The following is a 19,217-nucleotide window of genomic DNA, read 5'->3' as shown; positions in this document are numbered from 1 at the left end:
ACCGCCGCCGACTCAGCCGCGAGCGGTGCCGGCCTGCGGTGGTAGCAGGCGGAGGTCGGCCTCGATGCGGGACGCGGCGGCCACCAGCGGCGGTATCAGGTCGCGTCGGATCGACTCGATGGAGTTGCGGCTGGCGTGTGCCGGGATGTTGACCGCTGCGACCACGCTTCCGTTGCGGTCCCGGATCGGTGCGGCCACTGAGCGCAATCCCTCTTCCAACTCCTGGTCGACGATGGCGTATCCCTGGTCGCGAATCCGGGTCAGCTCGTTGCGGAGCATCGTGGCGGAGGCGATGGTGCGGGAGGTGGGCCGTTCGAAGGGGACACGCTTGAGGTGCAGTTCGAGTTCCTGTTCTGGCAGGTGGGCCAGCAGGACTCGGCCGACCGAGGTCAGGTAGGCCGGGAAGCGGGTGCCGACGGTGATCGACACCGTCATGATCCGGCTGGTCGGCACCCGGGCGACGTAGACGACGGCGTCGCCGTCGAGCACGCAGACGGAGGAGGACTCGTGGACCTCCTGGACCAGCCGTTGCAGGTGTGGTTGCGCGATCTCCGGCAGGCCGATGCTGGACAGGTACGCGTAACCCAGTTCCAGGATCTGGGGGCTGAGCCGGAACATCCGGCCGTCGCTCTGGACGTAGCCGAGATCGGTGAGGGTGAGCAGGAAGCGTCGGGCGGCGGCCCGGGTGAGGTCGCAGGCCCGGGCCACCTCGCTCAGCGTCAACTCGGGATGTGCGGCGTCGAAGGCGCGGATGACCGCCAGCCCACGTTCCAGGGACTGCACGAAGTGCGGCTCGCGGGCGGAGTCGGTCATCGATGCCCTTCCATGCAGTCCTGCTGATCCGGATCAGCGTAGCCGGGGGTGTGCCGGTCAACCGCCGCACCCGATGGTCGCGGGCGCCGCCCCACGGTCAGCCCTGGTCGGCGCCCGGTCCGGCCGTCGTCTGAAGTTCGCGCAGCGTCGCGAGTTCGACCGGCGTCGGCGCCGGCACGGTCTCCAGGGAGTCGGCCACGCGCAGCTCCCACCCCGTCTCGGCGCGTACCTGCTCGACGGTGACCCCCTGGTGCAGTTGGGTGAGGGTCAGCTCGCGGGTGACCGGATCGGGTTCCAGCACACCGAGGTCGGTGATCACGCGTACGGGTCCGCGCCCGCGCAGGTTGAGTCGCTCCCGGTCACCGGGCCCCTGACCGTGGCCGACCGAGGTGACGAAGTCGACGCGTTCGACGAAGGCACGCCGGTGGTGGCGCGCGACGACGAACACCTCGCGGCACGAGGCGGCGATCTCGGGCGCGCCGCCGGCGCCCGGCAGTCGCACCTTCGGGCGGTGGTAGTCGGTGCCGATCACCGTCGTGTTGATGTTGCCGTACCGGTCGATCTGGGCCGCACCGAGGAAACCGACGTCGATGCGGCCGGGCTGGAGCCAGTAGTTGAACATCTCCGGCACCGAGACCACCGTGTCCGCGGTCTCGGCCAGCACGCCGTCGCCGATCGACAGCGGCAGGTGGGTGGGCTTCGCACCGATGGTGCCGGATTCGTAGACCAACACCAGGTCAGGGGCGTGTACGCGGCGTGCCAGGTTGGCCGCGACGCTGGGGCGGCCGATGCCGACGAAGCAGCGGGCGCCGTCGTGAAGCGCCCGGGCCGCGGCGACGATCATCATCTCCTCGCCGGTCCAGGCGAGGGGCGTCGACGAGGGCTGTGCGGCAGCTTCCAGGGTCATCTCGGCAGACCTCCGTCCATGCTGGTCGTCCCGTACATGGTGTCGTCGAGCCAACTCTGGAAGGTCTCGCGGTTGCGGCTGACGGCGTCCCAGGCGACGTAGAAGTCGTTGTCCCGGTCGCTGTGGCCGTGGGCGTAGGAGGGGTGCGCACCACCCGGCACCTCGGCCACCATGGTGACCGCCCAGTGCGGGAGGACGACCGCGCCCGGGCGGTCCTCGAGCCGGTAGACGATCTTCTCCACGGTGACCAGTGCACGGGTGGAGGCGAGGACAACCTCCTTGTGCACTCCGGTGATGCCCCAGAACTGGACATTGCCGGAGCGGTCCGCCCGTTGCGCATGCACGATCCCGACGTCCGGGTTCAGCGCCGGCACGGCGGTCAGGGTCTCCCCGGTGAACGGGCAGGTGATCGGCTTGATCGTGTCGGTGAGTCCGACGAGATCGGTGCCCGAGTAGCCCCGCAGTACCGCGAACGGAAGCCCGGACGCCCCGGCCACGTAGCGATTCGCCATGCCGGCGTGGCTGTGCTCCTCGATCTCCAACGGTGCGGGCCAGCCGCTCTGCACCGCGTCACGGAACCGGTGCAGCGATCCCACCCCGGGGTTTCCCGCCCAGGAGAAGATCAGCTTGCGGGCACAACCGGCGCCGATCATCTGGTCGTAGACGATGTCCGGCGTCATCCGCACCAGGGTGAGGTCGCGGCGGCGCTGGCGGATGATCTCGTGACCGGCGGCCACCGGGATGAGATGGGTGAACCCTTCCAACGCCACGATGTCGCCGTCGTGAACCAAGGCCGCGACAGCATCGCGCAGACTCGCGATCTCCCCCACCCAAGCCCCCTGTGCGCTATATGAACATTGGTTCGCTCTGCGTCTACCGTACGACTCACCAACAGCGACCGTCAAACCTGCGTGCTTGCGATTGAGCACGCCAGCAGGGCAAAGCACCACCGCCGAAGGGCGTCAGTCATTGACCAAACATGAGAAGACTCGTACGTTCCCCTTGAGAACGATCGTGCGGATAAAGCACCAGCAGCCATCCGCGTCGGTGTCGGTCAGGGTCTCGCCGTCGTCCTGGAAGGAATCGGCTGATGAGTTCTTTGGAGCTGCCCTCCTACGAGCGTCCCCGCGGTCTGCACCCACCGCTGGCCAGTCCCGGTTACGGCTCCACCCTGTTGCGGGCACCGACCCAGCCACTGGTGCCGCTCCCGCACCACCTGACCGAGGTGACCGGCCCGTTGCTGGGCGAGGGACGGGTGAGCGAGGCCGACGCCGATCTCACCCTCGCCGCCGGAGGAGAGCCGCAGGGTCAGCGGATCATCGTGCAGGGCCGGGTGCTCGACGGCGACGGCCGTCCGGTGCCGCACACGCTCGTGGAGATCTGGCAGGCGAACGCGGCCGGGCGCTATCGCCACGCCCGGGACAACTGGGCGGCGCCGCTGGATCCGCACTTCACCGGAGTGGGGCGGACGCTCACCGACGAGGCGGGCCGCTACCGTTTCGTCACCATCCGGCCAGGTGCCTACCCCTGGGGCAACCACCACAACGCGTGGCGGCCCGCGCACATCCACCTCTCGCTGTTCGGCCGGGCGTTCACCCAGCGGCTCGTCACCCAGATGTACTTCCCGGACGACCCACTCATCCCGCTCGACCCGATCGCCAACTCGATCCCCGACGAGAAGGCGCGGCAGCGGTTGATATCCCGGTTCGACCTGGACGCCACCGTGCCCCACTGGGCCCTCGCGTACGAGTTCGACGTCGTGCTGCGTGGCCGCTCGGCGACCCCGATGGAGGAACCACATGAGGACTGAGCTGACCGCGTCGCAGACGGTCGGTCCGTTCCTGCACATCGGTCTGCCCTGGCCCGACGGGCCGGACGTGGTGCCGGCGACGGCGACCGGAGCGATCGTGATCAGCGGACGGATCGTCGACGGTGACGGCGCGCCGGTGCCGGACGCCCTGGTCGAGACGTGGCAGGCGGACTCCGACGGCAGGTTCGCGCATCCGGACGATCCGCGCGGCCCGGTGTACGGCTTCCGAGGGTTCGGCCGCTGCCCCACCGACGACAACGGTGTCTACCGGATCCGTACGGTCAAGCCGGGTCCGCTGCCGACTCCGGACGGTGGCACCGAGGCGCCACACATCAACGTCTCCATCTTCGGCCGAGGTCTGCTCGACCGTCTCGTCACCCGGCTGTACTTCCCCGACGAGCCGGCCAACGCCACCGATCCGGTGCTCACCGCACTGCCCGACCCGGCCCGCCGGGCCACCCTGATCGCGGCCACCGCCGCCGACGGATACGTCTTCGACATCCGGCTCCGGGGCGAACCCGAGACCGTCTTCTTCGATGTTTGACGCCCTGTTCTCCACACCGGAGGCGGTCTCGGCCACCGACTCCCCGGCGTGGCTGCAAGAGATGCTCCGCGTCGAGGCCGCCCTGGCTATGGCCGGGGCGGCCATCGGGCTGATACCGCCCGATCGCGCCGCCGAGATCACGGCCGCCTGCCAACCGGAGCGGTACGACGTCGCCGACCTGAGCCGGCTGGCGGTCGCCTCGGCCTCGCCGGTCGTACCCCTGGTGGCGCAGTTGCGGGCCCGGGTGCCGGAAACCACTCGCCCTCTGGTGCACCTCGGCGCGACCAGCCAGGACGTCATGGACACCACCTTGGTGCTGGTCGCCCGCCGCTGCCTCGGTCCGCTCCTGGACGACCTGTGGGCGCTCGGTGACCGGCTCGCCGCACTCGCCGACCACCACCGCGACACCGTCCAGATCGGACGAACGCTGCTCCAACAGGCCGTGCCGACCAGCTTCGGCCTGGTCTGCGCGGGCTGGCTGGCCGGGGTGACGGAGGCCGCCAGCGGCCTCGCCCGGGCACACGACCGACTGCCCCTGCAATACGGCGGTGCGGTCGGTGCCCACGACGCGCTCGGTGCGCACGGCCCCCGGATGGCCACCGCGCTCGGCGAGATCCTGGAGCTGCCTGTGCCGGCCCTGCCGTGGCACACCCGACGCGGTCCCGTGGTCGACCTCGCTACCGCGCTGGGCGCGGTCTGCGGGGCGCTCGCCACCATCGCCACCGCCGTCGTCCTGCTCGCGCAGAACGAGGTGGCCGAGGTGACCGAGGGCTCGCCCGGCGGTTCCTCGGCGATGCCACACAAACGCAACCCCGCCCTCAGCACGCTGGTCATCGCCTGCGCGCACCAGGCGCCGGGCATGGTCGCCACCATCCTGGCGAGCCAACCGGTCGAGTTGCAACGCTCCGCCGGGCGCTGGCAGGCCGAGTGGCCGGCCGTCACCTCGCTGCTGCGGCTGACCGCGGCGGCGGCTCGGCACGCGCGGACCGCCGTCGACTCGCTGCGGGTCGACGCCGCGCGGATGCACGCCACGGTGGCCGAACAGGCCGGCGGTACGGCGGCCACCGACCCGCCCGGCGTACCGCCGGCAGCCGGGCAGCTCATCGACCACGCGTTGGAGGCGTACCGTGCCGCTCGCCCATGAGGTCACCGGGCCGGCCGACGCTCCCGTGCTCGTCCTGGGCGGCTCGCTCGGCACCACCCGAGCGATGTGGCGTCCCCAGGTCGCCGCGTTGTCCCAGCGGATGCGGGTGGTGACCTTCGATCACCGTGGGCACGGACGGTCGCCCACCGCCATCGGGCCGACCGGCCTCGCCGACCTGGGCGCCGACGTGGTCGACCTGCTCGACCACCTCGACCTGGGCCGTGTGCACTACGCGGGTCTCTCGCTCGGCGGCATGGTCGGCATGTGGCTGGCCGCGCACCGCCCGGCGCGGGTCGACCGGCTCGCCCTGCTCTGCACGGCCGCCCATCTGCCGCCCGCCGACGCCTGGCTGGCCCGGGCCGCCCAGGTCCGGGCGCACGGCACCGCGAGCCTGACCGACGTCCTGCTCGGCCGGTGGTTCACCGCCGGCTTCGCCGACCGTCATCCCGAGGTGGTGGCACCACTCGTCGCGGACCTGACCGCCGGTGACAGCGAGGGGTACGCGGCCTGCTGCGAAGCCATCGCCGCGATGGACCTGCGCCCGCTGCTGCCGACGATCACCGCTCCCACTCTGGTGCTCGCCGGTGCGGACGACCCGGCCACCCCGCCCCGCGACGCCCACGTCATCGCCGACGCCGTGCCCGGAGCACGGCTGGCGGTCCTGGACCGCGCGGCGCACCTGGCCAACCTGGAGCAGCCCGTGCGGGTGACCGACCTGCTGGCCGAACACTTTCTGGAGGAGTGATGGACGAACGCCGCGTGCAGGGGATGGCGGTCCGGCGGCAGGTGCTCGGCGACGCACACGTGGACCGGGCCGTCGCCGACACCGACGGGTTCACCGCCGACTTTCAGGACCTGATCACCCGGTATGCCTGGGGCGAGATCTGGACCCGACCCGGCCTGGACCGCCGTACCCGTAGCTGCATCACGCTCACCGCACTGGTCGCCCACGGTCATCTCGGCGAGTTGGCGATGCACGTCCGGGCGGCGCTGCGCAACGGCCTCACCCCCGAGGAGATCAAGGAGGTGTTGCTGCAGTGCGCCGTCTACTGCGGTGTACCGGCCGCGAACGCGGCGTTCGGCGTCGCCGCGCGGGTGCTGCGTGAGGAGGCCGGCACCGGCTAGCCCGGCAGGACCAAGGTCGCACGGGCCCGACGCCCGGTGCGACGACATGTCAGGACGTCGGTTTCGGAAAGGGGAGAACAGGTGCGTACCCAGGTCGCGATCGTGGGGGCGGGCCCCGCTGGACTCTTGCTGTCCCACCTGCTGCATCGTCAGGGCATCGACTCGGTGGTGGTGGAGCGCCGCAGCCGCGAGTACGTCGAGCAGCGGGTCCGCGCCGGCGTGCTGGAGCAGAGCACCGTCGACCTCCTGCGCGAGATCGGGCTGGCCGACCGGCTCGACCGCGAGGGCCTGCCGCATCACGGCATCGCACTGCTCTTCGACGGCGTCTCGCATCGCATCCCGATGAGCGACCTGACCGGTGGACGGGCCATCACCGTGTACGGGCAGCAGCACGTCGTCCGGGATCTGACCGAGGCGCGGCTCGCCACCGGCGGCCAGGTGTACTTCGAGGCAGACGACGTGACCGTACTGGACGTGACGGGCCCGACGCCACGGGTGCGGTTCACCGTCGAGGGGCGGTCGACAGAACTGGAGTGCGACGTCGTCGCCGGTTGCGACGGCTTCCACGGCGTCACGCGTGGTCTGCTGCCCGCGTCGGCACGAATCCTGGAACGCGAGTACCCCTTCGGCTGGCTCGGTGTCCTTGCCGCCGCTCCACCCGTCCACGACGAGCTCATCTACGCCTACCACGAGCGGGGCTTCGCGCTGGCCAGCCTCCGGTCACCCACGATCAGCCGGCTCTATCTCCAGGTCGATCCGACCGAGGATCTCGCCGAGTGGCCGGACCAGCGCATCTGGGACGAACTCGGCACCCGGATCGGGCACGACGGCCGGAGTGTCAACGAGGGACCGATCCTGGAGAAGTCGATCGTCCCGATGCGCAGTTTCGTGTGCGAACCGATGCGACACGGGCGGCTGTTCCTCGCGGGGGACGCCGCGCACATCGTGCCGCCGACCGGGGCCAAGGGCCTGAACCTCGCGGTCCACGACGTGCACGTGCTGGCTGCCGCGCTGTCGCACTGGTACGCCACCGGCAGCGAGACCGGGCTCGACGAGTACTCGACCACCTGCCTGAACCGGGTCTGGCGGGTACAGCACTTCTCCTGGTGGATGACGTCGATGCTGCACCGCTTCCCAGAGCACGACGCCTTCGGGCAACAGTTGCAGCGCGCGCAGTTGGAGTACGTCGTCTCCTCACCCGCCGCGGCGACCAGCCTCGCCGAGAACTACGTCGGACTGCCCTGGAGCTGATTCCGACGCGTCGCCGCTGGTCGTGTCGACGGTGTCGCGGCGACCAACCGAGACAGGCTGCACGACGACCGCTGCGCGGGCCCGAGCGCCCGATCAGCTCAGGGCGGCCACGACGGCGTGCAGCCAGGTCGACGCCGGGGCGTGCCCGACGGGTTGCGGCGTGCCGTTGATGGTGGCGGTCAGCGAGTGGTACCTGCCGAGCAGCGCGACATGTCGGCTCACCTGCGGCCCGGGGTCGGCGGCGGCGATCTGCCGCCGTACCTCGGCCAGATCCCGCTCACCGCCGCGACTCGCGGCCAGCGCCACCCACCGCGTCGCCAACCGCCGGGCCTCGCGGGAGTCGACCGGTACGCCGGCCTCGGACGCGGCCCTGGCCTGCGCGAGGATCTCGACCTGTTCCGCGACCTCCGCCTCCGTCGCCGGGTCCTCCCGCTCGCGATCCGCCGCGCCGGCGAAGGTCGCCCCGAAGTACTGCCGGACCGCGTCCCGGAACCCGGCGTCGCGCACCATGTCGGCCAACTCGATCCACGCGTCGAGCTGCTCGCCGGTGGGGTCCTCCGGCAGCCGGGGCCGCCACGGGCGCAGATAGTCGACGAACTCCCGCAGGTCGAGGCCGGCGGTGACCTCGGTCCAGAACTCCTCCACGAGTTGCTCACGGTCGTCGTCGGACATCGACGCCAACCGGTGCACGAGACTCACCTGCCCGGCCTCACTGTCCTGCCGCACGACCGCCCGCAGCACCGCCCGCCGGGTACGCAGCTGACCCATCTGCCGCTCGACGAGCGCCAGATGGGCGGTCGCGAGATCCCGCACCGTGATCTCGTCGGCCAGCAACCGACGGATCTCGTCCAGCCCCGCACCCAGGTCCCGCAGCGTACGCACCAGTTCGAGGGCCGCCACGCCCCGCGCGTCGTAGCACCGGTAGCCGGCACCGGTGTACCCGACCGGCGCGACGATGCCCTCGTCGGCATAGAACCGGATGGCGCTGACACTCAGACCCGTACGGCGGGCCACATCCCCGATCGACAACCACTCGTCCATGGCCACCAGCCTGGCGTCTCAAGCCGCCTGAGAGTCAACAGCGGATCCGGCTAGCCGGTGGCGTTGACGACGGCGGCGATCGGCGCGGGCAACGGATACACCTGCTCGACCGGCAACCGGGCGGCGGCGGCCCGGTCGTCGCCGCGGCGCACCAAGTCCCGGATCTGCCGCACGTCGGCGGTGACGTCGCGGATGGCCACCACCCACTCGTCGACGTACCCGGCGACGGCCGGGCCGGAGAGCCCCACCTGCAACGACCGGTACGGCAGCTCCGCCAGGCGCAGGGACCGTTCCGGATCCCACTGCACCCGTACCGGACTGGACTTGAGCTGTCGCGACCAGGTGTCCCGGTCGGCGTGCAGCTCCGGGACGTAGTGACTCAGGCAGGCCCGCTCCAGCTCCCACTCGAAGCCCTCCCGGCGCAGGTCCACGGCGAGCACCCGCTCCTGGCCCTCCTTGGTGGCCCAGCCACAGCGGTACATCATCCACAGAAACGACGGCTTGATCCACGTCATCCGTTCCCGTTTGAACGGGGCCACGAAGCGGCCCGCCGCCACCGCCGGCTCCGCGATCTGCGGCGAGTACGCCTGGTAGACGGTGATGGTGTCGGCCGAGTATCGGGCGCGGATCTGACGCAGGGGTACGGACATCCGCCGATCGTCGCCGACCGACCCGAGCGCGAGCCACCGAATTCGGCGGCGCGGACCGTCACATCGAGAAGCGGTTCACCCGCTCGGGACGCAGCACGATCCGCACCACTCCCCCGCTGCGCCACTCGTCGACCAGGCTCTGACGCGTCGGGTCGCTCATGTCGTAGTACCGCTCGGCGAGCCGGGTCGCCAACTCCACGCCGCCGTCGTCGTGCAGCGTGACCGGGCCCTCCACCGACACCCAGTGCTCGGGCTCACCGGTCGGCGCCGCCACGACCACGGAGGCCCGTGGCCGTTCCCGGATACGGTCCAGCTTCGGCGCGTCCGGCAGCGAGAACATCTGCAGGTCCCCGTCGTCGGTGACCTCGAACCAGACCGGGCGCGGTGCCGGCCAGCGGTCGCCCCGGGGCGCCACGGTGAGGAAGGCGTGCAGCGGCCGGGCGAGCAGGGCGAGATCCTCGTCGCGGAACATGACATCCAGCCTAGACCGGTGGCGTACGCCCGCAGGCTTCTGCCGTCGGCGAAGAACCTTGGCGTGCCGCGTACCTCGCTGCTTGGCTCACGGACATGGAGATGCTGGTGTTGGGCGGGACGGCGTGGCTCGGGCACGAGGTGGCCCGGCAGGCGGTCGACCGGGGGTACGCGGTCACCTGCCTGGCCCGGGGCGAGAGCGGGACGGTAGCGCCCGGCGCGGTTCTCGTGGCCGCCGACCGGAGCGACCCCGCCGCGTACGACGGGCTGCGCGACCGCGACTGGGACGCCGTCGTCGAGGTGTCGTGGCAGCCGCGCTTCGTGCGGGAGGCGCTGCGCGCCCTGGGTGGCCGAGCCCGGCACTGGAGTTACGTCTCCTCGGTCAGCGCCTACGCCGAGCACGACACCCCCGGCGCCGACGAGTCGGCGGCCACGCTGCCCGCCACGAGCCGCGACACGGTCGACCGCGAGGAGTACGGCGAGGCGAAGGTGGCCTGCGAGCAGATCACCACGAGCGCGGTGGGTGACCGCGCACTGGTGGCGCGTGCCGGGTTGATCGGAGGTCCGGGCGACCAGAGCGGCCGGTCCGGCTACTGGGTCGCCCGCGCCGCCCGTGACCCCGACACACCGCTGCTGGTACCTCACGCCCCCGACCTGTCGACCCAGGTCGTCGACGTCCGCGACCTGGCCGCCTGGCTGCTCGACAGCGCACGGGCCGGCACGGTCGGCACGTACAACGCGGTCGGCCCTGTCGTACCCTTCGCCGAATGGATCGCCCGGTCCCGGGCCGTGGCCGGCCACACCGGTCCGCTCGTGTACGCCGCCCCACAGTGGCTGGTGGCGCAGGGAGTCGCCGAGTACATGGGCCCGGAGTCGCTGCCGATGTGGATCGCGGACCCGGCCGCACGCGGCTGGGCGGCCCGCAGCGGCGCGGCGGCCGAGGCCGCCGGCCTCCGCCACCGCCCCCGGACCGACCTGCTGGCCGACACCCTCGCCTGGGAACGTGCCGAAGGGTTGCACCGGGATCGCCGCGCCGGGCTGAGCAGCGCCCGGGAAGCCGCGCTGATCGACGCCCTGCCGGACGCCGCCGGATGAGCGATGCCCTCTCGGGCGGCGGTCGGGTGGTCGTTCGGAGCGAGGCTGTGGTTCCGGACCACCATGGCCGGATCCGTGGGACGGCCGTCGTTGCCGTGGTCGACGCCCACTTCGAATACTCGACACATGAGAGCTTCGCCCTTACGCGCTGACGGCTCTCGGGACGTGATCATCGCGGCGGCGGACGGTGCCGTCCTGCTCGACGTCGCCGGGCCGTTGCAGGTGTTCGCGCTCGCGGCGCAGTGCGGCGGCGGCTACCGGGTCCGGCTGGCCTCGCCCGACGGGCATCCGGTCCACACCCGCGAAGGGGTCCGACTCGGCGTCGACACCGCCCTGGACGCGGTGACCGAACCGGTGCACATCCTGCTGGTCGCCGGCTGCGACCCCGCCCCCACCGGCACCACGTTGGTGCCGCTGGCCCAGGCGGTACGCCGAGTACACAACTCGTGCACGGTGCTCGCCTCGGTGTGCATCGGCGCGTTCGTACTCGCCGAGGCCGGCCTGCTCGACGGCCGGCGCGCGACCACCCATTGGGCCTTCTGTCGCGAGCTGGCCGACCGGTACCCGCAGGTCACCGTCGAGTCCGACGGCATGTACGTGCGCGACGGCGACCTCTACACCGCCGCCGGGGTCACCGCCGGCATCGACCTCGCCCTGGCCCTGCTCGACCGCGACCACGGCGCAGCGCTCGCCCGACAGGTCGCCCAGTGGCTGGTGGTCTTCCTGCAACGACCGGCCGGACAGTCGCAACTGTCGGTCCGTGGCCGCACCCGCCCGTCACGCCAGCCGGCGCTGCGGGCGGTCCTCGACGCGGTCGTCGCGCAACCAGACGCCGACCACTCGGTGGAGGCGATGGCCGCCCGTGCGGCGGTGAGCCCGCGTCACCTGTCCCGCCTGTTCATCGAGGTGCTGGGCACCACGCCCGGCCAGTACGTCCAACAGATCCGGGTCGAGGCCGCCCAGCAGCTCCTCGAAGCCGGTGACGACACCGTCGAGGTGGTGGCCAAGCAGTGTGGCTTTCGCAGCGTCGAGACCATGCGGCAGGCCTTCCACCGGGTCCTCGGAATGGCCCCGACCACCTACCGCCACCGATCGCAGAAAGGTACGCCCCATGCCTGACCACCCCAACCGACGCCGACTCCTGACCATCGGCGCCGCACTCGCCGCAACCGGCCTCACCGTCGGCAGCACCGCCCCGGCCGCCGCCGCTCCGGCCGCCGGGCCCGCCACCGCCGGCCGAACGCCGTCGGCGGGCGACGAGGAACCCCTCGACATCGCCTTCCTGGTCTTCGACGGGCTCGTCCCGCTCGACCTGATCGGCCCGCTGGGTGTCCTCGGCGCCACCGGACGCGCTGGCGGACCACCGGCCCGGCTGCACTTCGTCGGCTCGGACCTGGCACCGATCCCCGGCGGACCGGGCCTGCGGTGGGCACCGACCGCCACCTACGACACCCTCCCCCGACCCGACGTGCTCGTCGTCCCCGGACCGAGCCAGCCCAGCGTCCTCATGCAGGACCCGGCCATCCTGGACTACATCCGGACCGCGCACCGACACACCCGCGTCACGTTCGGGATCTGCACCGGCGTACTGCTGCTGGCCGCCGCCGGCATCCTGAAGGGCCGCTCGGCGACCACCTACTGGGCGTTCGCCGACGAACTGCCGCTGTCCGGCGCACGCTTCAAGCGGCGGCGCTGGGTCGTCGACGGCCGGATCGTCACCAGCGCCGGCATCAGCGCCGGAATGGACGCCGCGCTCGTGGTGGCGGCACGCCTGTGGGGCGAGCGGGCCGCCGGCCGAGGCCAGGCGTTTCTGGAGTACGACCCACAGCCGCCCTTCGACTACGGCCGCGTCGAGAACCTGCCGGACGCCGACGAGGACCACCTCTGGAACCTGTTCCAGCCGGAACGCGACCGAGTCCGCGACGTCCTCACCTGAGCATTCTGGCGGTACGGTGTGGCGGTGATCGTCGCTGCGAACCGTTGCAGCACGGCTGCCTGGTGCGGCGGTGGCGGTGGCGGTGGCGGTCAATGACGCCCGATGAGGTCACCCACCTCGGTCCGGGACGAGACGCCCAGCTTCCGCAGGATGTTCGAGACGTGAACGGCGGCGGTCTTCGGTGAGATGTAGAGGCGCCGGGCCAGCTCGGCGTTCGTCAGCCCGTCGCTGATCAGCACTGCCACCTCCCGCTCGCGGGGGGTCAGGGCGGTCGGACCTGTGACCGCGGGTGCCGCGTCGACCGGCGCCATGCCCAGCTGGGCGCGGACGTGGGCGAGCTGGGCCACCCGCCAGCCACGCCAGTCGGCCAGCAGGGGTATGGCCGCCTCCACCTGCGCGGCAGCCTCCTCGCGCTGGTCGTTCGCGAGCAGACAACGGGCGGCGCCGACGCGTACGGTGCCACGGGTCGCCGGCGCCAGGATGTGGGCCTCGGCGACGGACAGGTAGCCGGCCAGCGCCTCGACGTGCTGGCCGCGTGCTTCCGCGAGCTGGGCGTCGACGAGGGTCCGGTAGGCGTCCCATACGCTGGCGTCGAGTAGCGCGGCGGCCATCTGGTCGAGCCGGTGCGTCGGCAAGCCGATATGAAGCGCGGCGGAGATGAGATCGTGGGCCGTTTCATTGCTGCGCCACGGCTGCTCGGCTAGGGCCGCGATGAGTTCCTCCAGGCTCGCTTCGGCGCGCGGGAGGTCGCCGCGACGGCAGGCGAGGTGGAACGCGAGGCTGGGAATCGTCGCCGGCCAGTTGTCGGGCAGCGCCGCCAGGTCCGTGACGAGCTGCTCGACGTGGTCCAGCTCGCCGGCCTCCAGATAGAGCCCGGCGAGGAAGACGCCGTGGTAGTCGGCCCAGCGGCCCCGGCGTCGGTAGCTGCGGTCCTGCTCGCGCCCCTCCTCCAGCGCCCCGGTCGCGGCGCACAGGTCGCCGGCCCGCACCGCGAGCCGGGCTCGGCCCTGGAAGTACGTGGCCACCGCGAGTGACTCGAAGCCGGCCCGCTCGGCGTCAACCCGCATCCGCTCCAGTGTCTCGGCGTGCTCGATCGGCGAGGTGGGTGGCTCGCCGTGCACCAGGGAGTCGAGGGCACGGGCAGCCAGCACCCACTCGCCCGTCTTCTCGGCCTCGTCGACGAGAGCGGACAGGATCTTGCGGCCGTCGGCGGCGGTCTGCGGGCGCTCGACAAGCGTCGCACCCTTCTCGATCAGCGCGGCCAGGCGTACGGATGGCAGGTCGAATTCGTCCGCCAGCGCCAGCGCGCGGTCGGACCAGAGCAACACGGCGTCGCAGTCGCCTTGCAGGTACGCCGACTGCGCGATCGCGGTCATCGCCCGCGCCTGGTCAGCGCCGGGGGGAAGCTGCGCGATCAGGGTCCCGATGTCGTGCGTCAACGCGCGCATCTCGTCGTTCTCGCGGGACTCCCACGCGATGCGGACCAGGAGGTACAGCGACTCAGCCCGGTCGGTCGTGGTGTCGGCGAGGTCGCGCCAGCGCCGGCCGTACCGCAGGGCGTCATCCAGCAGTCCGGCCAACCACGCTGCTCGGGCGGCGGAGGCGAGCAGGTCGGTGTCGTCGGGCATCTCGTCGAGGCCCATCTCTGCCAGTTGCAGGGCCTGGTAGGCGGAGCCGATGGAGAGGTAGAGCTCAGAGCCGCGGCGGGCCGCGGCGATCATGTCGTCGTACCGGCCCGCGCCGCGCGCGTGGTGCGCCACCATGGCCGGGTCGGGGACACCGCCGTTCAGAAGTACGTCGAGTGCCCTCTCGTGAAGCCGGCGGCGCTGCCGGCCGAGCATCTGGTCGACGATCGCCTCGCGCACCAGTGCGTGCCGGAACGCGAACTCGTCGTCGCCGGACTCGACCAGGACGCCCTGGGTGACCAGGTCTCGCAACACGGCGATGAGCTCGTCCTCGCCCAGACCGGTCACGTCGGCGAGCAAGTCGAACGGGATGCGGTGGCCGAGCACGGTAGCCGCCTCGACGACGCGGTGGCTGACCGGGTCGAGGTCGTCGACCTGTCGGCGTAACACCTCGGCGAGACTCCACGGCAGCGGTTGCTCGACCAGCGCCTCCACGTCGTACCCGGGCAGCGCACGCAGCAACTCCTCCAGGAAGAACGGGTTGCCACCGGTGCGGTGGTGCAGTGCCGCCACGGCGCGCAGCGGCGCCGGAGCGCCGGTGGCCGCCGCCAGCAACGTTGCGGTCTGTGCGGGGGTGAGGCGATCCAGACGTACGTGGGTGACGGTGTGCCGGCGTTCCATCCGGGCCAGCAGGCCAGCCACCGGTTGGCGGCGGGTCACCTCGTCCGGCCGGTACGTTCCGATGAGCAGCCGCGGCCCGCGCTGGTCGGCGATCCGCTCGAACAGCGCCGCGCTCTCCGAGTCGGCCCAATGCAGGTCCTCGAAGACGATGACCGCAGGGGAGTCGCCGATCAGGTCGGCCAGGATGGCGAGGCCGGTGTGCAGGCGCTCGACCGGGCTGCGCCGCGGGTCCGCGAGGGCCGCAAGCTGCTCCTCGTCGCTGCCTGGACGGCCGTCGATGGCGCCCAGGAGCACCTCGTACGGCCGGGACAGCGAGCCGGGTTCCGCCTGGCCGACCAGCACCACGGTCTCCGCCGACACGGTTGTCAACAGCTCGTGCACCAGCCGGGTCTTCCCGATGCCCGGCTCACCCGCGATGAGCGCCACCGCCGGCTCACGTGCCGAAGCGAGCTGCGCCAACCGGCGCAGCTCGCTTTCCCGCCCGATCATCACTGGGCTGGCACCGCCGCGGATGGTTCGCACGACGAGAGGTTACCGTCGGGCTGTCCACGGACGGCCAGCGTGTTACGGGCTCGGCGGGCCCGGCGAGCCCGCCGGGCGTTGGTGAGTAGGCGCTCGCTGTCGGCCTCGGCGATCAACTCGCGGCGACGATCGTTCGCCAGCGCCAGCATGGTGCCCGGGTCCATCAACATGGCTTGTCTCCTTGTCAACCGCTGATGGATCAATCGTCGGTTGACAAGGGTGCTGCCACATCGGGCAACGCTTACCTATCTTCACTGCTCACCGGGGTTTAGCGGCGTACACGGGCCACCTAGGCATACCTAGTGCCCGCATCTTCGAGGGCGTCCACCAGTAGAGGCCGGCGTCAGCGGCCTCCTGCGCCGAGGAAGGTCGCGACGTCAGCGGCGATCTCGTCCGGGTGCTCGCCGTTGATGGCGTGGGAGGCGTGGGGATAGGTCTTGACGGTCGCTTCGGGCAGCACCCGCCGGGCGTACTCGGCGGCCTCAGCGGCGTCATGCATCCGCGACTCACCGGCCAACAGGACCAGGACGGGCACGCCGAGCTGGGCGAGCTGGTCCTCGCCCGGCCGGGCCGGGGCGGACAACTTCATCGCGTACGACTGCAGCCCTTGCTCGATCATGTCGGCCACCGGTACGTCCTCGACCGGTGCGCCGTTCGCGGTCCAGCTGGTGAAGCTGTCCCGCCACGATTTGGGCGCCCAACGGACACTCACCGGGATCGACCGCAGCACCACACCGGTCGACAGGTTGGCGAAGGTGAGCACCGGATCGAGCAGGATGACCCCGGCCACCTTCTCCGGCCGGTGCAGAGCCAGGTTCATCGCCGTCCACCCGCCGATCGACAGACCGAACAGGTGGATACGCGGTTCCGGCAGGGCTTGCAGCACCTCGTGCAGCCACTGCGCATGATCCGCATCGGTGACGATCGGGCGCTGCTGCACGCTGAGCCCTGGCTCACCGAGCAGGTCGACCGTGTACACGTCGCGCAGCGTGAGCAGTGACGGCAGGTTGTCTGCCCATACCGGTGACGCCGAGGATCGCCCGGGCAGCAGCAACAGAGGCGCGGCATCGGGCACGCCGTCGCCTTCGAAGTGGTAGACGCGCACGACGCCATAGCCGGTGCGGACGTCGAGCGCGCGGTCGGGAGCGGGCAGTTGCGCCATCGCCCTCTGGTAGGAGGCGATGAACCGGTCATGGGCCTCGGCTGACGTGAAGTAGCCGACCGGCGAGGATTCGCGCAGTGCACAGGTACCGCCGGCCACGAGGACCGCCACCGCGGTTCCCGCCCAGAGGAGCGAACGGCGGCGTCGGCGTAGCCAGGTTCCGATCTTCCGTGTCGTCGTTCTAACCATACGGTCAGATTACTGACCGCTTGGTAGATTTTTCAACCGCACGGTTGTCTTCTACGGTGTAGGGGTGCCCGGAAAGCCGCTGACCATCACCGAGCAAGCCCGCCGTGCCCAGCTCATCGGCGTGACCATCGACCTGATCGCTCGACATGGCTACACCGGCACGTCACTGATCCGGATTGCTGAGGGCGCCGGCATCTCCAAGGCCGCAGTCCTCTATCACTACCCGTCGAAAGACGCGGTCGTGCGGGCCGCCTACGACTCGGTGCTCGAGGATCTGACCACCCACGTCGCAGCAGCAGTCGAGGCGGCCTCCGGCGCGGCTGCCGTGGAGGCGTACATCCGGTCCATCACCGGATACCTGACCGAGCACCCGACGCACACTCGCATGATCGTTGAGGCCATCGGCAGCGCGCCGACCGTCGACGACCTACCGAACGCCCCCAGCCGACAGCAGTCCGTGGCGGCGTTGATCGCCGCCGCCCGCGACGCCGGCGACTACCGGCCCGACATCGACCCGGACGCCACCGCGTTGATCATGAACGGCGCGCTGGACGCGATCGTCTCGAAGAACCTGACCGCCCCGGACTTCGACACCGCACAGGCCGCCGAATACCTGATCGACCTGCTCCGCCGGTCTCTGCGCTAGCTATTTCGCGCGGTCCGAGCGGACGCGGGGCCGGCTGAAGGCGATCGGGTCGTCTGGTCAGTCGCGGACGATCGGGCGTACGTGGTTCTCGATCCCGAGTTCCACGAACACCTTCTGCATTCGCGCCAGGGCCGCCGTGCGGTCCGCGCTCTCCGCGATCTCCAGGTCGAGATTGCTCCCGTGCACCCCGGTACCCGCGCCGGTGACCTCGCCGTCCAGTTTGAACTCCTCGTTCAGCGCGTCTTCCAGGTCGTCCCGGTCGATCGGCAGGCCTGAAAAAACGATCTCGACGAACACTCCGGTCCTCCCTCTCTGCCCGCGCACCGTAGCGCCCAGGTGAGACAAGACCGGCGCCCCTCGACCGTGGAAGGTCGAAGGGCGCCGGTCGTAGGCGGTCAGGCGTCCAGGGTGCCGCCCGCACGGCCCTCGTGGAGGGTGAGGTTGCGGCCGTTGGCCGGGTCGAACAGGTGGATCTTCTCCAGGTTGAACCAGACCCGCCGGTTCTCGCCCTCGCTCACCGTCGACTCGGCCGACAGCCGGGTGACCAGGTTCGATCCGCCACCGGCGAAGTCGGCGGCACCGGTGTCGGCGGCCAACTCCTCCAGCTCGGCGGCGGTGGCCCGCTCCCCCTCGACGGTCAGGTAGACGTACTTGTCCGAGCCCATCGACTCGACGATGTCCACCGGCGCCTCGAACTCCATGCCCCGGCGGCGGGTCTCCTCGTCGATCAGTTCGGCGTCCTCGAAGTGCTCGGGCCGGATGCCGAGGATCAGGTCGCGGGAGGCGTCGGCGGCCTCCAGTTCGCGGCGGGTCCGGTCGCCGATCGGCACGTCACCCAGGGCGGTACGCAGGGTGCCCTGTTCGAGGGTGGCGGGTAGGAAGTTCATCGACGGGGAGCCGATGAACCCGGCCACGAAGAGGTTGTTCGGGTTCTCGTACAGCTCCTGCGGCGGGCCGACCTGCTGGACCGCCCCACCTCGCATGATCACCACGCGGTCGCCGAGGGTCATCGCCTCGGTCTGGTCGTGGGTGACGTAGACGGTGGTGGTGCCGAGCTTCTTCTGCAGGCGGGACACCACGGTCCGCATCTGCACCCGCAGCTTGGCGTCCAGGTTGGACAGCGGCTCGTCCATCAGGAACGCCTTGGGCTGACGGACGATCGCCCGGCCCATCGCGACCCGCTGCCGCTGCCCGCCGGAGAGGTTGGCCGGCCTGCGGTCCAGCAGCGACGTCAGTTCGAGGACCTTGGCCGCCTCGTCGACCTTGCGGTTGATCGTCTCCTTGTCCAGCTTGGCCAGCCGCAGTGGGAACGCCATGTTCTCCCGGACGGTCATGTTCGGGTACAGCGCGTAGGACTGGAAGACCATCGCGATGTCCCGGTCCCGGGGGGCCTTGTCGTTGACCCGTTCGCCGCCGATGCGCAGGTCACCGGAGCTGATGTCCTCCAGCCCGGCGATCATGTTGAGGGTGGTGGACTTGCCGCAGCCGGAGGGACCGACCAGGATCACGAACTCGCCGTCGGCGATCTCCAGGTCGACGTCCCGCACCGCCGTGGTGCCGTCCGGGAATTTCTTGCTCACCTTGTCGAGCACGATGTCAGCCACG

The 19,217-nt window shown here is 71.0% G+C and carries 21 protein-coding genes; 10 read left to right on the top strand and 11 right to left on the bottom strand.

Going from position 1 to position 19,217, the window contains the following annotated elements:
* Window positions 1-12 precede the first annotated feature (12 nt).
* The 3 genes from ACWDVW_RS15515 to ACWDVW_RS15505 form a co-directional block, all read right to left on the bottom strand.
* On the bottom strand, window positions 13-813 hold the full coding sequence (locus ACWDVW_RS15515) for an IclR family transcriptional regulator domain-containing protein (RefSeq protein ID WP_449948811.1): 801 nt from the start codon (window positions 811-813) through the stop codon (window positions 13-15).
* 97 nt (window positions 814-910) lie between these two features.
* On the bottom strand, window positions 911-1,720 hold the full coding sequence (locus ACWDVW_RS15510) for a CoA-transferase subunit beta (protein WP_449948808.1): 810 nt from the start codon (window positions 1,718-1,720) through the stop codon (window positions 911-913).
* Complete coding sequence (locus ACWDVW_RS15505; RefSeq protein ID WP_449948807.1) at window positions 1,717-2,550, bottom strand: CoA transferase subunit A; 834 nt, start codon at window positions 2,548-2,550, stop codon at window positions 1,717-1,719. Before ACWDVW_RS15505 ends, ACWDVW_RS15510 begins: the two co-directional genes overlap by 4 nt.
* 260 nt (window positions 2,551-2,810) lie before the next feature.
* Here ACWDVW_RS15505 and pcaH point away from each other — a divergent pair, with 260 nt between their 5' ends.
* The 6 genes from pcaH (at window position 2,811) to pobA (ending at window position 7,594) form a co-directional block, all read left to right on the top strand.
* Window positions 2,811-3,530 carry a protocatechuate 3,4-dioxygenase subunit beta gene (gene pcaH, locus ACWDVW_RS15500; protein ID WP_449948804.1) on the top strand — a complete coding sequence of 240 codons (720 nt, stop codon included), beginning with the start codon at window positions 2,811-2,813 and terminating at the stop codon, window positions 3,528-3,530.
* On the top strand, window positions 3,520-4,074 hold the full coding sequence (pcaG, locus tag ACWDVW_RS15495) for a protocatechuate 3,4-dioxygenase subunit alpha (protein WP_449948802.1): 555 nt from the start codon (window positions 3,520-3,522) through the stop codon (window positions 4,072-4,074). Before pcaH ends, pcaG begins: the two co-directional genes overlap by 11 nt.
* Window positions 4,067-5,218 carry a lyase family protein gene (locus ACWDVW_RS15490; protein ID WP_449948800.1) on the top strand — a complete coding sequence of 384 codons (1,152 nt, stop codon included), beginning with the start codon at window positions 4,067-4,069 and terminating at the stop codon, window positions 5,216-5,218. The genes pcaG and ACWDVW_RS15490 overlap by 8 nt, the downstream gene beginning before the upstream one ends.
* Window positions 5,202-5,963: a 3-oxoadipate enol-lactonase gene (gene pcaD, locus ACWDVW_RS15485; RefSeq protein ID WP_449948797.1), complete on the top strand. Its 762-nt coding sequence runs from the start codon at window positions 5,202-5,204 to the stop codon at window positions 5,961-5,963. The genes ACWDVW_RS15490 and pcaD overlap by 17 nt, the downstream gene beginning before the upstream one ends.
* Window positions 5,963-6,343, top strand: coding sequence for a 4-carboxymuconolactone decarboxylase (gene pcaC, locus ACWDVW_RS15480; protein ID WP_449948794.1), 381 nt, complete (start codon window positions 5,963-5,965; stop codon window positions 6,341-6,343). The genes pcaD and pcaC overlap by 1 nt, the downstream gene beginning before the upstream one ends.
* Window positions 6,344-6,424: 81 nt before the next feature.
* Window positions 6,425-7,594 carry a 4-hydroxybenzoate 3-monooxygenase gene (gene pobA / locus ACWDVW_RS15475; protein ID WP_449948792.1) on the top strand — a complete coding sequence of 390 codons (1,170 nt, stop codon included), beginning with the start codon at window positions 6,425-6,427 and terminating at the stop codon, window positions 7,592-7,594.
* 93 nt (window positions 7,595-7,687) lie between these two features.
* Here pobA and ACWDVW_RS15470 read toward each other — a convergent pair whose 3' ends face one another.
* The 3 genes from ACWDVW_RS15470 to ACWDVW_RS15460 are packed head-to-tail and all read right to left on the bottom strand — an operon-like array spanning window position 7,688 to window position 9,757.
* The gene (locus tag ACWDVW_RS15470; protein WP_449948789.1) at window positions 7,688-8,635 is read right to left on the bottom strand and encodes a helix-turn-helix domain-containing protein; all 948 of its coding nucleotides are present in this window, start codon (window positions 8,633-8,635) and stop codon (window positions 7,688-7,690) included.
* Between the two features lie 50 nt (window positions 8,636-8,685).
* Window positions 8,686-9,285, bottom strand: coding sequence for a DUF4291 domain-containing protein (locus tag ACWDVW_RS15465; RefSeq protein ID WP_449948786.1), 600 nt, complete (start codon window positions 9,283-9,285; stop codon window positions 8,686-8,688).
* 58 nt (window positions 9,286-9,343) lie between these two features.
* Complete coding sequence (locus tag ACWDVW_RS15460; protein WP_396749632.1) at window positions 9,344-9,757, bottom strand: pyridoxamine 5'-phosphate oxidase family protein; 414 nt, start codon at window positions 9,755-9,757, stop codon at window positions 9,344-9,346.
* A gap of 95 nt (window positions 9,758-9,852) precedes the next feature.
* Here ACWDVW_RS15460 and ACWDVW_RS15455 point away from each other — a divergent pair, with 95 nt between their 5' ends.
* The 3 genes from ACWDVW_RS15455 (at window position 9,853) to ACWDVW_RS15445 (ending at window position 12,787) form a co-directional block, all read left to right on the top strand.
* A complete protein-coding gene (locus ACWDVW_RS15455) occupies window positions 9,853-10,851 on the top strand; it encodes an NAD-dependent epimerase/dehydratase family protein (protein ID WP_449948782.1) in 999 nt (332 codons plus the stop codon).
* 126 nt (window positions 10,852-10,977) lie between these two features.
* Window positions 10,978-11,970 (top strand): GlxA family transcriptional regulator, encoded by a 993-nt coding sequence (locus ACWDVW_RS15450; protein WP_449948780.1) that lies wholly within the window; start codon window positions 10,978-10,980, stop codon window positions 11,968-11,970.
* Complete coding sequence (locus ACWDVW_RS15445; protein ID WP_449948778.1) at window positions 11,963-12,787, top strand: DJ-1/PfpI family protein; 825 nt, start codon at window positions 11,963-11,965, stop codon at window positions 12,785-12,787. Before ACWDVW_RS15450 ends, ACWDVW_RS15445 begins: the two co-directional genes overlap by 8 nt.
* Before the next feature lie 89 nt (window positions 12,788-12,876).
* Here ACWDVW_RS15445 and ACWDVW_RS15440 read toward each other — a convergent pair whose 3' ends face one another.
* The 3 genes from ACWDVW_RS15440 to ACWDVW_RS15430 all read right to left on the bottom strand — a co-directional run bounded on the left by ACWDVW_RS15440 (window position 12,877) and on the right by ACWDVW_RS15430 (window position 16,888).
* A complete protein-coding gene (locus ACWDVW_RS15440; protein WP_449948776.1) occupies window positions 12,877-15,615 on the bottom strand; it encodes a helix-turn-helix transcriptional regulator in 2,739 nt (912 codons plus the stop codon).
* Entirely contained in the window at window positions 15,582-15,785 is a 204-nt protein-coding gene (locus ACWDVW_RS15435) for a hypothetical protein (protein ID WP_449948773.1), read from the bottom strand. Before ACWDVW_RS15435 ends, ACWDVW_RS15440 begins: the two co-directional genes overlap by 34 nt.
* Window positions 15,786-15,958: 173 nt before the next feature.
* The gene (locus tag ACWDVW_RS15430; protein WP_449948770.1) at window positions 15,959-16,888 is read right to left on the bottom strand and encodes an alpha/beta fold hydrolase; all 930 of its coding nucleotides are present in this window, start codon (window positions 16,886-16,888) and stop codon (window positions 15,959-15,961) included.
* 142 nt (window positions 16,889-17,030) lie between these two features.
* Between ACWDVW_RS15430 and ACWDVW_RS15425 the strand changes: the two genes are divergently transcribed.
* Window positions 17,031-17,612 carry a TetR/AcrR family transcriptional regulator gene (locus ACWDVW_RS15425; RefSeq protein WP_449948768.1) on the top strand — a complete coding sequence of 194 codons (582 nt, stop codon included), beginning with the start codon at window positions 17,031-17,033 and terminating at the stop codon, window positions 17,610-17,612.
* Window positions 17,613-17,669: 57 nt separating this feature from the next.
* Here the strand turns inward: ACWDVW_RS15425 and ACWDVW_RS15420 are convergent, their stop codons facing one another.
* Together ACWDVW_RS15420 and ACWDVW_RS15415 are read right to left on the bottom strand one after the other, a co-directional pair.
* Window positions 17,670-17,909: a hypothetical protein gene (locus ACWDVW_RS15420; protein ID WP_449948766.1), complete on the bottom strand. Its 240-nt coding sequence runs from the start codon at window positions 17,907-17,909 to the stop codon at window positions 17,670-17,672.
* A gap of 98 nt (window positions 17,910-18,007) precedes the next feature.
* Window positions 18,008-19,216, bottom strand: coding sequence for an ABC transporter ATP-binding protein (locus ACWDVW_RS15415; protein ID WP_449948764.1), 1,209 nt, complete (start codon window positions 19,214-19,216; stop codon window positions 18,008-18,010).
* Window position 19,217: the final 1 nt, after the last annotated feature.

The sequence above is a fragment of the Micromonospora sp. NPDC003241 genome (genome assembly GCF_053589795.1).
The sequence above is the reverse complement of the archived record's forward strand: the minus strand, read 5'-3'. Positions and strand labels throughout refer to the sequence as shown.

Bases quoted from the DNA above. Each gene is read 5' to 3' on its own strand.
- ACWDVW_RS15450 (WP_449948780.1), top strand. From the start codon at position 10,978: ATGAGAGCTTCGCCCTTACGCGCTGACGGCTCTCGGGACGTGATCATC.
- ACWDVW_RS15460 (WP_396749632.1), bottom strand. From the start codon at position 9,757: ATGTTCCGCGACGAGGATCTCGCCCTGCTCGCCCGGCCGCTGCACGCC.
- pcaG (WP_449948802.1), top strand. From the start codon at position 3,520: ATGAGGACTGAGCTGACCGCGTCGCAGACGGTCGGTCCGTTCCTGCAC.
- pcaC (WP_449948794.1), top strand. From the start codon at position 5,963: ATGGACGAACGCCGCGTGCAGGGGATGGCGGTCCGGCGGCAGGTGCTC.
- ACWDVW_RS15490 (WP_449948800.1), top strand. From the start codon at position 4,067: ATGTTTGACGCCCTGTTCTCCACACCGGAGGCGGTCTCGGCCACCGAC.
- ACWDVW_RS15465 (WP_449948786.1), bottom strand. From the start codon at position 9,285: ATGTCCGTACCCCTGCGTCAGATCCGCGCCCGATACTCGGCCGACACC.
- ACWDVW_RS15445 (WP_449948778.1), top strand. From the start codon at position 11,963: ATGCCTGACCACCCCAACCGACGCCGACTCCTGACCATCGGCGCCGCA.
- ACWDVW_RS15435 (WP_449948773.1), bottom strand. From the start codon at position 15,785: ATGTTGATGGACCCGGGCACCATGCTGGCGCTGGCGAACGATCGTCGC.
- pcaH (WP_449948804.1), top strand. From the start codon at position 2,811: ATGAGTTCTTTGGAGCTGCCCTCCTACGAGCGTCCCCGCGGTCTGCAC.
- ACWDVW_RS15455 (WP_449948782.1), top strand. From the start codon at position 9,853: ATGGAGATGCTGGTGTTGGGCGGGACGGCGTGGCTCGGGCACGAGGTG.
- ACWDVW_RS15515 (WP_449948811.1), bottom strand. From the start codon at position 813: ATGACCGACTCCGCCCGCGAGCCGCACTTCGTGCAGTCCCTGGAACGT.
- ACWDVW_RS15510 (WP_449948808.1), bottom strand. From the start codon at position 1,720: ATGACCCTGGAAGCTGCCGCACAGCCCTCGTCGACGCCCCTCGCCTGG.
- ACWDVW_RS15470 (WP_449948789.1), bottom strand. From the start codon at position 8,635: ATGGACGAGTGGTTGTCGATCGGGGATGTGGCCCGCCGTACGGGTCTG.